Annotated in this window: 13 protein-coding genes and 1 other RNA gene; 11 read left to right on the top strand and 3 right to left on the bottom strand. The window is 43.9% G+C overall.

Annotated elements, in window-relative coordinates; genetic code table 11:
• Nucleotides 1–34 precede the first annotated feature (34 nt).
• Nucleotides 35–460 (bottom strand): hypothetical protein, encoded by a 426-nt coding sequence (locus PAECUDRAFT_RS17985; RefSeq protein ID WP_006039563.1) that lies wholly within the window; start codon nucleotides 458–460, stop codon nucleotides 35–37.
• Nucleotides 461–478: 18 nt separating this feature from the next.
• On the bottom strand, nucleotides 479–1,375 hold the full coding sequence (locus PAECUDRAFT_RS24870) for an HNH endonuclease (protein ID WP_006039564.1): 897 nt from the start codon (nucleotides 1,373–1,375) through the stop codon (nucleotides 479–481).
• Nucleotides 1,376–1,762: 387 nt separating this feature from the next.
• On the opposite strand from PAECUDRAFT_RS24870, the gene PAECUDRAFT_RS17995 reads away from it, so the two are divergent.
• The 11 genes from PAECUDRAFT_RS17995 to PAECUDRAFT_RS18045 all read left to right on the top strand — a co-directional run bounded on the left by PAECUDRAFT_RS17995 (nucleotide 1,763) and on the right by PAECUDRAFT_RS18045 (nucleotide 13,455).
• Nucleotides 1,763–2,968 carry a DNA cytosine methyltransferase gene (locus PAECUDRAFT_RS17995; protein ID WP_006039565.1) on the top strand — a complete coding sequence of 402 codons (1,206 nt, stop codon included), beginning with the start codon at nucleotides 1,763–1,765 and terminating at the stop codon, nucleotides 2,966–2,968.
• 74 nt (nucleotides 2,969–3,042) lie between these two features.
• Nucleotides 3,043–3,264, top strand: a complete 222-nt coding sequence (locus PAECUDRAFT_RS18000; protein ID WP_006039566.1) for a hypothetical protein — start codon at nucleotides 3,043–3,045, stop codon at nucleotides 3,262–3,264.
• Between the two features lies 1 nt (nucleotide 3,265).
• A complete protein-coding gene (locus tag PAECUDRAFT_RS24875; RefSeq protein WP_006039567.1) occupies nucleotides 3,266–3,706 on the top strand; it encodes a hypothetical protein in 441 nt (146 codons plus the stop codon).
• A gap of 95 nt (nucleotides 3,707–3,801) precedes the next feature.
• Complete coding sequence (locus PAECUDRAFT_RS18010; protein WP_006039568.1) at nucleotides 3,802–4,827, top strand: hypothetical protein; 1,026 nt, start codon at nucleotides 3,802–3,804, stop codon at nucleotides 4,825–4,827.
• Nucleotides 4,828–5,661: 834 nt separating this feature from the next.
• Nucleotides 5,662–6,027: a hypothetical protein gene (locus PAECUDRAFT_RS18020; RefSeq protein ID WP_006039570.1), complete on the top strand. Its 366-nt coding sequence runs from the start codon at nucleotides 5,662–5,664 to the stop codon at nucleotides 6,025–6,027.
• A 176-nt stretch (nucleotides 6,028–6,203) separates the two neighbouring features.
• Nucleotides 6,204–6,887 carry a hypothetical protein gene (locus PAECUDRAFT_RS18025; protein ID WP_006039571.1) on the top strand — a complete coding sequence of 228 codons (684 nt, stop codon included), beginning with the start codon at nucleotides 6,204–6,206 and terminating at the stop codon, nucleotides 6,885–6,887.
• A gap of 244 nt (nucleotides 6,888–7,131) precedes the next feature.
• Nucleotides 7,132–8,097 (top strand): hypothetical protein, encoded by a 966-nt coding sequence (locus PAECUDRAFT_RS18030; RefSeq protein ID WP_006039572.1) that lies wholly within the window; start codon nucleotides 7,132–7,134, stop codon nucleotides 8,095–8,097.
• A gap of 78 nt (nucleotides 8,098–8,175) precedes the next feature.
• Nucleotides 8,176–10,602, top strand: coding sequence for a phage/plasmid primase, P4 family (locus tag PAECUDRAFT_RS24880; RefSeq protein ID WP_006039573.1), 2,427 nt, complete (start codon nucleotides 8,176–8,178; stop codon nucleotides 10,600–10,602).
• Between the two features lie 418 nt (nucleotides 10,603–11,020).
• The gene (locus tag PAECUDRAFT_RS18040; RefSeq protein WP_006039574.1) at nucleotides 11,021–11,518 is read left to right on the top strand and encodes a JAB domain-containing protein; all 498 of its coding nucleotides are present in this window, start codon (nucleotides 11,021–11,023) and stop codon (nucleotides 11,516–11,518) included.
• A 69-nt stretch (nucleotides 11,519–11,587) separates the two neighbouring features.
• Nucleotides 11,588–11,764, top strand: a complete 177-nt coding sequence (locus tag PAECUDRAFT_RS25955; RefSeq protein ID WP_158306255.1) for a hypothetical protein — start codon at nucleotides 11,588–11,590, stop codon at nucleotides 11,762–11,764.
• Between the two features lie 89 nt (nucleotides 11,765–11,853).
• Entirely contained in the window at nucleotides 11,854–13,455 is a 1,602-nt protein-coding gene (locus PAECUDRAFT_RS18045) for a recombinase family protein (protein ID WP_006039575.1), read from the top strand.
• Here PAECUDRAFT_RS18045 and ssrA read toward each other — a convergent pair.
• Nucleotides 13,434–13,797: a transfer-messenger RNA gene (ssrA, locus tag PAECUDRAFT_RS25370) on the bottom strand. The genes PAECUDRAFT_RS18045 and ssrA overlap by 22 nt on opposite strands.
• Nucleotides 13,798–13,813: the final 16 nt, after the last annotated feature.

Here is a 13,813-nt window from a genome sequence, read left to right on the forward strand (position 1 = left end):
GAGAGATTAATGTTTCTCTAACCGGTTTTGTTGGTTATAAACTTTCCAGAAAGCTCTCCATCCCTTTCGGGTCAAATTTATTCCATGGACCATTATCACTTAGGTTGTAAACAAAGAATTCCGAACAATCATATTTGTAAAGGACAATGTATGCCTTTACGCCCAAAATTGAAGCCAGCCGTTTAGCTATTTTGCCTTGAAAATCACGAATTTCAAATCTTTCAATGATCTTATCTAAATACGCTGTTCCAATCTGTTGGTCCGAATCAGTCCTCGTAATCTCCATAACGCCAACAGGGATCAGCTCTCCATCACGTACCCGCCATTCGATGGAATCCACATCAAGCATATACAAATTTCTTTTCAGACCCCTGTGCCAGTTCTTATAACCCAACGCTCTATCCTCTTGATCCGATCTCTGATGGGCCTTTGCCTTACTCTCGGTAAGTTTCTTTTCCATTTCACCTTCTCCTCCACCTTATGACCTTACTGCCGGAGCATAGATCTGCAAGAAATTTTCTCGTTCTAAAAGGACCCCCCGCTTTTCCAGTCCATCCCTGCGGGAATCCCAAAGTCTTCCTAAAACCTCTAATTTACTAGGTTCAGAACTATAATGCAGAAGTCGGTGGCATGTTGGGCATAGCGAAACAATGTTCTCACAAATGTCCAGGCTTACCGAAAAGCGCCCTTGTAATGAAATTGGAATAAGATGATGACACTCCATAAAAGGCTTCCCTGAAACCCCAATGAATGTCTTGTGGGTTGGATCAACCTCACAACAATATCTTGCTTTTTCTAATGCCTCTAATGCAACCGATGCTTTGCGGGGGTACCTAAGTACTGTAGTTTCCGTCGGCAATTCAACCGCAGCAGCCCCTACCTCTTTTTGGTAGACATCATCCTCGTCGTCCAATGCCTGGGACGCAAGAAACTCCACGGTTTTTGTATTAGGTGGATCCATTAACACTCCCCATCGCTGAGATGACATGGTACCAACGTGAGGAATTTCCTCCCCTTCTCTCACAAAGATAAACCAAATGTCATTCTCTTCGGCCTCGAATCCCTCCTTCTTAGAGAAGTAAAGGCGCAATTCTTCACCTTTTCTTTTCGGATAGACTACTGAAAGCTCTACTTGCTTCGTCATACCGGTTTCAGTATGAAGAATAAAAGGCCGGTGTGTTGCGTTACTACTATTAGAAGCAACACCGCCTTTCCTTGCAAAGGTATCTGACGGGTATACTGAGTGAATCACGCTTTTTTCATTAGCATCGACTGTGACGCTCTTATCTCCTGTCGCCTCCCGTCTTGTTACAGTGGAATAAGCACCGATTTCAGCTTGGAAATGTTTCCGTAAACTACTTGAAAATATCGGCATTGTATTACCTCCTAAACTGGGTTGTTTCTCGTTTAACTACATGTTACCCGATAAAACACAGGGTGTCAACCCGATTTTTATACGGGTAAATACCCGAACGTCGACAGGGTAAATACCCGAATTTTATCAGGGATTGAATGTTTGGCATAAGTTACTTTTAAAAGCATTGTAATTATGGTGATACAATGAACGTAAAGTTTTTAGCGTTTGGAAAGTTTACAACGTCTTCTCGTACAGCAGTGTCTATGTACTACTATTAAAAACAAGCCTACCACCGCTCAAGTAAAATAGGTATAATTCAATAAGAATGTATGTTTGTAGTAAAACGAATCCGTCCTAATCAGGATTTTCCGACAAAATAAAAAACGGATGGGAAGGAGTCACCATATGTATAAAGTATTAGATTTATTCTCGGGATGCGGAGGGTTAGGAGAAGGATTTCTTCAGGCCGGATTTGATATTGCTGCTTCCGTGGAGATAGATGAGAAAGCATGCGCTACTCAAAAATTTAATCACCCCGAAACTCAGGTGCTTCAAGCAGACTTAACTCAGCTTGCCCCTAGGGACCTCTCTCTTGCGACAGGAATCACTAATTTTGACCTGATAATCGGAGGGCCTCCATGCCAAGGGTTCTCACTGATTGGAACAAGACTCGGGACCGGTAAGGGATTCGGGGAATTCGGAGAAGATCCACGAAATAAACTCTATAAAGAGTTTGTACGATACGTAAGATACTTCCAACCAAAAATGTTCTTGATGGAAAATGTGCCTGGCCTTTTTTCAATGCATAAAGGTGCCGTTAGAGAAAATATCGAGCAAGATTTTTCATTCGACGATCCAGAAGGACTTTTTGTAGGTTACCATGTTGTTTCCGATATAGTTAAAGCTGTCGAGTTTGGTGTACCCCAAAGTCGTGAGCGCGTTATTTTTCTCGGTGTACGAAAAGATCTAAATATCATTCCAGAGCATCCCAGAGCTGTTTTTAAAGAGGAAGACTTTTTCACTGTTCAAGATGCGATTGGTGACTTGCCAAAGCTCGACATACGTGACGGAGAATTCTCGGTTAAGAACACGCCACGGAATGAAGCCCCCTACTTAAAGCTACTGAATACTAATGCAAAAAGAATTAAAAGGGATACCGGATTTGAAGATGGTTACTTATATAACCATACCACGCGCTTTCAAAATGAACGTGACCGAGAGATATTCAGGATATTAGAACCATTTCAGAATTTAAAGACACTTGATCCAGACTTGATACCAATTCGACTAAGAAATGGTTTTGATGATTTTTACAGAAAATTAGACTACAAAAAGCCTTCCCCAACTATAATTGCTCACTTACACAAGGATGGACTCGCCTTCATTCATCCTGATGGCAATCAAGCACGTTCGATCTCTGTTAGAGAGGCTGCTCGACTTCAGAGCTTTCCAGATAATTTTGTTTTTATCGGACCCCAAACCGCTATGTTTAAACAAATCGGTAATGCCGTCCCCCCACTACTTGCGTATCATCTAGGATTGCACATAAAAAAGACTCTAGATGCCATAAACGAAATTCCGGCAAGAGAACCTATAAGTACACGATCATAAGTCGTGTTGTAGAAGAACCAAGACGTATATACGTCTTGGTTCTTTTCATTATTTTCTACTGTAGGAGGATTAAAATGTCCATTATTACAGAATCAATATGCTCTATAGAAGAGTTAGCAAAAGGTCGAGGTTTTATTCATATCAAGTGCACTTTTTATAACTGGGTAACCTACCCTGGGTTCTTGATTGACCACTACAATCTCACTGCAGATCAATACACTTTTAGCGGTTCTTATTTCAGCATTATAAATCAATTAGCGAACATTCCAGTAGTAGGTAAAAGGAGAAATAAATGATATGAACTTCCTTGAAAACCGTGTTCTTCCCCTCTTACATGAACAGTTTTCTCATAATGGTCTTGAGGAGTCTTATCAACAGAATGTTTGGGTCATGGCTGCTTCCGTCGCACCATATTTACTTTCACCTTATCCACATGACGTATCAAATAGAAGTCCAATACCAACACATACACTACGTGTTGTTCTAAGAACAACAGACGAGTTTGGCACCAATCCTTATGTCGATGGCACAGAAATCTACTTAAATGTAGATGAAGAAACAAATACAGCTGGATTAGTGTGGGTGGATCTTTGGGAAGAAGGGTCACCCATTTTTCATGGTGGGACTATAGTTGATGCACTCAAGTGGGTGCGTGGACTAAACGAACCGTTTTACATTCAGTTGGAGGATCCATTCATAACACCCGTGCAGCACTTCTTCATCGACAATAATGATTAGGGTAAGAACGTGCTATTAACACAATTATCGCCATTAGAGTTTCTTAACGTCGATTATAAAGGCGTAAGATTACTTATATTTTGGAGGCAACAACAATGTCCCTAACACTTAACGAGAAAGATAAACGCTCATTAGCTGCACTGATTCAAGCGCGTATGGAAGAGCATATTTCAAGATTTCCTTTTGCAAGATACCCAATAGAACCTGTTGAAGAGTGGAAACGAATTTTCTATGATCCCATATCCATAACACCAACAACGCTCAAACAATCCCTTAGCTGGCACTTTGGCAGCTGGCAGCGTAAAGACCTAGCTTTAGCACACCGAAAGGTTATCTCCACTATAGTCGTCAATTGGAGTGAGTATATCAAGAACCCCTACTCCCTCACCGATTCGCTTCAATTTTGGCAACAAAAGCTCCCCAACTGGAAGACTGGCTTTAATGCAGTCGCCTTTTTGCTCCACCTCACTAGACCCGATAGCATAGAGCTTGTCGATCACCATCGCCTGCAAGCCATGACAGAACTCTTGAAAGAGATCAAACACAAAGAAGCGGAGCAGACGTTTTCGCTCACCCTGACAGACCTCGAATGCTACTCCAGCTTCTTCAGAGCTGTCATGCCCAAGTTACCATTTGGGCTGAGGAACCGTATCCTGCTAGATCGCTTCCTAAAGGCATATGGGAACCGCTGTGCATACAAAAATACCCACGCCGACTATAGAACCATCGAACCTGAGATCACAACTTTTTCATGGAACAGTTTCTCCGCGAAACATTTCGATCTAACAAAAATCACACTACGATCAAATGCCGACATCCTATTCGCTTGCCTCCTCCTATCATTAGACAGTCATCCAAACACCCTCGACGGACTTACCATTGGTCAAATAATTGAGCGTCTTCCACTCGGTACAGCTAACATCTGCAATCCCGCGAGTTTTAACTACGCAATGATCGCTTTATTCGGCAATCAAAAAGGCCGAGACTACATTCATTTTGAAAATTCCACTTTAACAGAAGCCTTCACCAAGCAGGCCAACCAATCCACTCGAAATATGCGCTTTTACATCCATCATTCTTCCGAAAGAGCCATTCTAAATCCGAAATATCTCCGCATATAGACGATGCGCCACTCGTCCATAGATAACAAGCAATCGCCATCAACTTTTAATAATTGGTAACAAACTATATAGTAGGAGGTCCCTCTTGGATAACGATCTAAATGGCACTTCGCATAGAGCAACAAAGGCTTGTACAGCCCCAAAAAAAATGTTCCAGCGCCATTTTGACCAAAACAGAAAGCCGGAAGCGCACCACCCCAGAGGGCCCCCTCGATCGTCTTGAGATCGTAACAAACCAAAACGAAGCATATAAAAGGAGAATATTCTATGTTTGAATCCATTTTCGAACTCATTGTTATTCTGATCTTAGCTATTGTCACCTTTCGAACTATTAACCGTCTATTCAAAATAACGTATTTCGGATTCAAGGCGCTCTTCGTCATGTTTGTGATATGCTGCCTCATCGCCGGTCTCATTGTGGACTACGCATTTTCATTTATTGCGGCTCACTACATTTGGACCTTTGTGATTGTTATTGTAGTCTTTATCTTATTTGGCCTGGCCAAATCTAAGTCTCGAACTATTAGTGAGACCCAAGAATCCGAAAAGATTTAAAAGAACATAATATGAGCAAGGTAATGATTAGAGAAAGAATGGTTGAATCTGCAACCATTCTTTTTTTATAAAACAGGTCCGTAGGGCAAAAAACAATCAAAAAAGAAATAATATATTATTCGTTAGAACGACGCCGAGACGCTCGGCGTGCGGCACGTAACTGGAACATAGAAGAAAAACGCCTTATCTACAGACTCAGATTTCATATGCGCAAAAACATTCTTATAATAAAGTCGACATCGACGTCGATGTCGACTTCTAACACAGGGGGTTGATAGAATGGATTTTTATGGGCATGAAATAAAAAGAAAGCGTAGTATCGACTTGGGAGGTACAAGAAACGAATCCTCGTTCGGCTTAAACTGGGAGTCTGAAAGCAAGGAGAATGATCTCAAAACCGGTCTAAATATCTCCCCGCAAACGTCCGAATGTCCAACAACAGAACTTGATGGTCAGAAAATAAACGAAGAGCAGATTACCCGTTCCCCTCATTTCGGGAACGGGTATCAGAAAGTTACAGTCTATCTGCCTGTCCAACTTTTCGAGGTACTGAAGAAAGAGAAACAAATGAGAAGAATTCGAAGCTTTAGTGAAGCAATCACTCATGCTCTTTCTGGACAGTTCTCTGAACATAATAAGACGTGAACTAGCCGTACAGATTACTTGTTAAGAAGTCCATGCTGGCGAGATATTCGGTTTCAGCGATGTTAAAATTATTGGTCTTTATTACCCTATTCCGAAAAGCACTGAGGTTTACTCCATGCCTTAATAATCCGACAATATATATATACCTTAAACTCAACTATATCGTCGGAGGAAATATGCAAGAGAAACCGTACAATAGATCAACTCATTATAGCAATAATAATGCTAGGAGCCAGGCTAAGGAAAAGAACAGAGAAGGGAACAACGGGAGGATTAACGAGAAAAGCCATTACTCGTTGAAATCTTTAGCAAATGAAATATATCCAATCCTAAGCGAAGACCGTGCTTATCGCAAAACCCTTCAAAATTTCAAATCGGCATGCAAACTCATGGGTAAAGATCCTTCGGACTATAAATCCGGTCGAGATTATGAAATCCCTAAAGAGCAAAAAACTGTTTTTATCTTGTTCATAAGACATGTTACCATCTATGAATCAGGACTGTCCTTTACAGTGCAAGACTATGAGACCATGTCTTCTTTTGCCAGAGACTTAATAGATATGAAAGACAATTTCGAGAGAACAATAAAGAACCTTCAAGAAGAGATTAACTTTGAAGATATATCCAGTTTCAGTGAAGTTTACTACACTGATTCTGATATTCGTCTCCTAATCCTTCACGAAAAGAAACTACAGCTCCTCGAGAAAATTCAGAAAGAATTTGATTACATCTTAAAACATGTACCCCATGACCGGGTCACAATATATACTGATTATTTCACTGAAAATGTTTCCCAAGCAGTAAATAACGCAGGCAAACATATTCGTATAATGACAAATGAGAAGTGGTCGGAACAATAAAGCACCCCGCACGAGGCAGCCGTAAGGCTGCTTTTTTTCTTTCCCTATTAGAAACATACGTTCGTGTGCAAAATACGATGATAACGAGGTAAGTGTACATTTTTTTCGACCTCAATCATCCCTATGATAAACGTACAGATTCTAAAGCAACTGTAAATACAACATAGAATCTGTGCTCTTTGCTGGGAGTTAAAGCTTCGATAAAGTCATCGGGGCAAGAAAAAAAATAACTGGAGGAATGAAAATGCAATCAGAAATTCGTACACAATCTATCCATCTTTTAAAAGATGGGCATGCCCGCAGTCGTGTAACTGACTTATTTGCTCAGTGGGATGCCTTTAATCAAGCTAGTTTTTTGGACAACATTTACTTCGAAGTCTTCGGCGTCGACCGGACTCCCTTCTCTTCTGTCGTTAATGAAATAGAACGGCGCTACTTAATTGATCATACGGGAGAGCGGCTAGCACATGCCTTCGGACACCAACATGCCGACATTTACCCCCTATTTAATGAAAACAAACTTGTTGTACTTTGGTTTCCACCGTATCCAATCTGCCTGAACCAGCTGACACCAGGTGAGAAAAGAAAGCTAGAAAAAGCCGTTACTGAACTGCTCCAAAGTATGAGACTAATCGTTCATGATATTAGCTTCTCGGAAGTGACTGACGGGAGTGGATACGAAGAATTTTTCTACGATCGCTATTACGTACCCAAGCAATTTAATGAAATGCTTGGGCTACAGCAGAAGATTGCGTTCGAAAATGCACCCGTAGAAAATGACTCAGAGTCTACTCCCATTCCCGATTTTCTTCAAGATCACACGCTTGAAGACCTCGAGAACGCAGTCCAATGCCAGCTACAACCACCTTATCAATTCAAAGTTAGTGGCTTTTGTGAAGATCTCATGATTTCTGCACGCAAATCAGAGTATTTTATGCCTCACTTTAAGGTCTACTTGGATCTCGACGAGGCCACGACGCTCCATAAAATCGTTAAACTCGTTGAGCCTAAGTTTACGATCGTTGAGGCAAATGAAGTTAACGGAAAAGCGTGTATTGAATGCATTGCCCATGAAGGGCCTTTCGCAGAGACCATTGGGGATATTATCACCAATATCCACAATATACTTGGCCCACATCTGCTGAATGCATTTTATACACTAGGCTTTAACAACTTTCAGCTCCACTTTTCTCTTCATGTTTTGCACTAATCGAACCTTACTTTACCGGGAAAACGTAAATATCACGTTTTCCCGTAGCACAAACGGTAAATAGGAGGAATCATCGAAATGACCGATCGAACGAGCGTTAATTCCAACATTCAAGATTACATCTCAAGGAGTTGGCCGATCATTCCTCTCTGCCCCCCCGATCATCAGCATGTGTCGGACAAGCACAAGGATCAATGTCGGAGTCCTGGAAAACGGCCTCTGTTAAGAGAATGGCAGCACATTTCGGTACCTGACTGGGCAAGTATAAACCACTGGTTTAAGAAATACCCCACGGCAAATATCGGTCTTGTCCTAGGCAGCCCCAGCGGGATTGTCGCCATCGACGTTGACGGCGACAAAGGAACTGAACTCCTACAACAAATGAGCGGCGGCGACCTACCTGATACAGTCAGCTTTTCCACGCCAAATGGATTGCGCTATCTATACCGAGCGCCAGCAGGAATAACTCTTAAAAAGCACAAGAGATCCGACCCTTCGCTTCCTCATAATGAGTGTGCGCTAATGGGGGAAGGCAATCTAACAGTGCTTCCACCGTCAATACACCATTCGGGCAAAACCTACGAATGGATCAAGCATCCGAAAGACGTTGAGATAGCCGAAGCGCCCAGTTGGATGGTTAGTCTCATGACACCTAGCCTTTCAGCAGCTCACTCCATGCAGAATCGTACAAGCCTGGTCCTGCCTAAAGCTTCTGTCGATCCCGATCTGTTGCTCGCAGACTTCGCTGCTAAATGCTCTCAGTTTAGCGCTGATTGGATTCAGCAGCAAGGCTCAGGTATTGCTGAAGATGCGTGGTTCGACTGGATCAGAACATTAACGAATGCCGGAGCGCCCGATGCGGCGCTGGCCTTTTCTCAGGCTTCTCCCAAACATAATCAAGCGAGCGAAACACGAATACATAATCTCGTACAAGAGGGCAGTAAAAGTATGACTCGCTGCTCAACTTTCGGCTGCAGCGAACAGCAAATTTCTCAATGCTTTCACAAAATCAATAGAGACGAGCAAGGGCGCGTAAAAAACAGCCCGGGTGGACTCGTACGAGGCCTGCTGAACCCAACGGAAGCTAGAAAGCCTAACCTGCAAACGATTGGCTTCTACATCGACCCCAAAAAAGGTACGCCCAAAGGTCTTAACAGTAACGCCTTCGTTAGATATGTGGTAAAAGATCGGTTAACCATCAAGTTCTGTGCTCCAGAGCGGTTCTATAGCTTCGCAAAGGGGATATGGAAGTACATGGATGAGAATGAGTTGGCGCGACTGCTGAGGGAGATTCTACACGAGTTCGTCCCAGACTTCTGGACAACGCGGTTAGAGAGTGAATATCTCGCTGCAATTGCCCGTGAAGCTCCGCGTGTGGAAAAAATGGACGCTGAGCGAAACTACTTGAATCTTGAGAACGGTATGCTCAATCTTTCTACCCTAGAACTAGAACCGCATAGGCCAGAAGCGCTTTCCACCGTCAGGGTGCCAATTTGGTACGACATGAACGCAGAATGCCCTGAATTCTTGGAATTTCTCTCTGTCATTTTTGATGGAGACGAAGAGCTCATCGACTTGGTCGCTGAAATCTTCGGATACTGCCTTACTACCGAGACTCGCGCTCACAAGGCGTTCATTTTCTACGGCAAGGGCTCGAACGGGAAAAGCGTGCTAATAGAGATGCTCAAGTGCCTAATAGGCAAAGCCAACATCTCCTCCCTAACTCTAGGGGAGCTAGACAAGCCGTTTTCACGATACGGACTGGTTGATAAGCTGTTAAACGTGGCGACCGAGAACGAGGTCAGCTCGAGCGCACTGGATACGACATACTTTAAGGCCATCGTATCCGGAGAGGAAATTCAGGTAGAGAAGAAGCACGAGCAGGGCTTTTCCTATGCCCCGTATTGCAAGCTCGTCTTCGCACTTAACAATCTCCCCTACTCAAAAGACAAAAGCTTCGGATTCCGGCGTCGACTCATCATCGTGCCGTTCAATAAGACCTTCGAGGAGGGGAAAGCCGACGTATTCCTTCAAGACAAGCTGAAGAAAGAGCTACCTGGTATTCTGAACTTCGCGCTCAAAGGGCTAGTGAGGCTAAGAAAAAACAGGTACAAATTCAGCTCATCAAAAGCAGTAGATGAAGCTCTCCAAGCGTACACGGACACGTTGAACCCAGTACAGCGCTTCGTAAGAGAAAAACTATCTGCAGCTGATTCAAGTTGCAGAATTCGATACAACAAGATTATGAGTGCATTCGATGACTGGGCAGATAAGAATGGACACCAGAACAACTATAGTCAGGCTAAACTGTCCGATCTTATCAAGGATTGCCTCAAAGCACAGGGAATAACATTCGAAACCTTTAAAAGCGGCGGTCTTCGTGGTTTACAGGGTATTTCACTAGTGAGTGATGAACAAGAGGAAAGATATGGGTTTACAACCAAGGGAATAGCATACTCCGCACAAGAACGGAAAGAACTTCTGGACATAGATGAGATGGACTAGTCCCCACATGCATGGGTCGCCTGTGGCGCATCTTTATTGGGTGACCCACCCGTCACTTCTCCTTTCAGTCAGCACGGTCTGACTGATCCCTTTTTTGTGGCGAATGGGTCGCCTTTTTTAAAAAAAGAAGGAAAAAATTCATTCAACAGGGTGCATCAAAAAAAAGCTCAAAGCCTACGGCACGCGCCACACTCGGCCCTTGCACACGAATGGCATGGCAGATTAAGCCTAGATGTGAGTCAAAAGGGCAGCAGTAAACCGTCTTTGCTGAGAAATCAAACAGTTAATATTACCATGATATGGTATAAAACTGGAGGCGAAGCAAAAATGATTTACATGGATTCACGTCAAGAATTAACGAGGCCGTACCTCCCGCTTGAAACCTGGTTTTCAAACCATGCGACTGGAGGTAAATCGAATGAAAGAAGCAATCGTCAGTAAATCAAGGCAAAATTACGATAAAAAGCTGCCCGCCAAGCGAATCCAAATACTTAGCCTACGGATGGTCAGAGAATCTTCAACGATCTTCTTTCCGAATAGAGTCATTCGAAGCCCAAAAGACGCCGCAAATCTCTTTCGTCAATTCATCGGCGATTTGGATCGAGAGCAGTTTTGCATTCTCTGCCTCAACACGAAGAACGAGCCGACGGCACTGCACACGGTAAGCATCGGAACTCTAAACGCCTCTCTTGTCCATCCGAGAGAGACATTCAAGCTGGCGATTCTCGCCAATGCCGCTTCCATCATCGCCTGTCATAACCATCCTTCGGGGCAGCCCGATCCTAGCTCCGAGGATATTGCGATAACCGAAAGACTGCGTGACAGCGGCACCTTGCTAGGCATTGAACTACTCGACCATCTCGTACTCGGCGATGGGATTACCTTAGTAAGCATGAAGGAACGCGGTCTAATGTAACAAAACTACTAAAGTTCCCACCTTGATCTACAACTTAGAGCGGACGTACACGAATAGGGGGAAATGAACGTGCAAATCGCACGCCTTCACACCTGCATTTCGCGCGAAAAGCTCAAGCAATCAAGCATTACCCCTGAAGCCTGCAAATGGGGCGAATCCAATCAAATCAATGAAACTCCAGAATCGTACTACCTACCCGCCGCTGAACTTTTGAATGCAATTTCAAAAAATCAAAACGACCAATAATCCCTTTATTTCCATTTACTCCTCCACTGAGAGAAGCCTCACCTTTTCCTACTTAAAGATCTACGTACATTCGAAAGGGGAAACGACAGATGACACCCAAACAACTCCTGACTATGGTACGAGTAGCTGCCTATGTTCGCTATTCATCAGACAACCAGCGGGATGAATCGTTGGACGCACAAATTCGTGCAATTGAAATTTACTGCAAACAAAATGGGTACGAGCTTATCAAAGTTTACGCGGACCGTGCCAAAACAGCTACATCAGATAAGCGTCCTGAATTTCAGCAGATGATTGAAGATAGCGACAAAAACTTGTTCGATATTGTTGTTGTCCACAAGCTGGACCGTTTCAGCCGGGATAAGTATGACAGCACCAAATACAAACGGAAGTTGAAGGTCAACGGCATTAAGCTCCTCAGCGTGACAGAAAACCTCGATGGATCGCCTGAAAGCGTCATACTTGAATCATTGCTTGAGGGCATGGCCGAGTATTATTCCAAGAACCTCGCACGCGAGGTGATGAAGGGAATGAAAGAAACTGCCCACCAATGCAAGCACACCGGTGGCCTCCCTCCCATTGGCTACTCTGTCGATCCAGCCACGAAAAAGTACATTGTCAATGAGAACGAGCGTGGAATAGTGGAAACGATCTTTTCTATGTTCCTAGCAGGGTACGGCTACAATCAGATCGTTACCGCACTTCAAGAGAAGGGTTACCGTTCCCGTTATGGTCGTCCGATCGGCAAGAACAACTTACACGACATCCTCCGCAATGAGAAGTACACTGGCACATATATTTTTAACTTAACGGGCAGCAAGGATGCGGAAGGAAAACGAAACAGCCATAAAAGGAAAGATTCAGAAGACGTCATCCGTGTAGAGGGCGGTATGCCTACGATAGTGAGCAAAGAGCTGTTTCAGCAAGTCCAGGCCAAAATGGATGCAAATAAACAAAAGGCCGGACGGCAAAAAGCCAAGGAATTGTACTTGTTGAGTGGCCTTATCGTTTGCGGTGAATGTCTAAAGAACGTAGGCTTTGAATATTCCTTGATAGGAAACACCAAATACAGCGGGCGCAATAAGTTAAAATACGTCACCTACCGCTGTGGAAATCGCGACCAAAACAAGGATTGCTGCAATCCCGAGCTTCGTCGAGAGTATGTTGAGAATTACGTGATCACACAGCTTCATGAGAAGATTTTCAACGACAGTGCCATTCCGACGCTTGCAATGCAGTTATCCGAATATCAAGCAAAAAAGAACACGGCTTTTCAGGCGGAGGCAGCGAGGCTCGAGAAGAACTTGCGTGAAACGGAGAAACAGATCAACAACATCGTGAACGCTGTCGCCAGCGGAGTGTCTAACGCCGCCCTACTTAGCAAGCTGGAGGATCTCGAAGCGCAGAAGATGGATTTAGAGCAACGCATCCTCGAACAGTCATCGAAGAAGCAACAAACGGTCATTACAGAGGATGCGTTGCGCCAATTGCTCGCATCTTTCAAAGATCGTGTTGCTGATCGCAATATTCCAGAGATCAAGAAATTCATCAGTAGCTATGTAGAAAAGGTGATTGTTTACAAAGAATATGTGGAGCTGATTCTAAAGGTGCCTGTTACGGCTCTTGAGGAAAAGCAAAAACCACAACCTCATGCGGTTGTGGTTTCACATGGTGGAGGCGAGGGGATTTGAACCCCTGTCCGAAGATAACGCCACACAGGCTTCTACGGGTGTAGTCACGGATTTGATGTCACCTAGGTCAACGCCCCGTAACCGGCTTCGATCTAGGTCAGCCTGATTGTCTTCTTCAGCACACCCCAGGCGGAGATGTGACAGCGTATCCCACTAAAGTTGGGCCCTCATCCCGGTACATGGGCGATACAGAGCGAGAGCACGCGAGCAGGTTATTAAGCTGCTACAGCGTAAGAAGTTTGTTGTTTGCCAGTTAATTGGCTTTAGCGTTGATGAAGCGGACGCTCCCCACTACCCGCAACCCATGCTCGAACTACCCCCGTCGAATCCATAAACGCCCCCAAAAAGTTCGGCATAA

Origin of the sequence: Paenibacillus curdlanolyticus YK9 (assembly GCF_000179615.1) — a bacterium.
Taxonomy (GTDB): domain Bacteria; phylum Bacillota; class Bacilli; order Paenibacillales; family Paenibacillaceae; genus Paenibacillus_T; species Paenibacillus_T curdlanolyticus.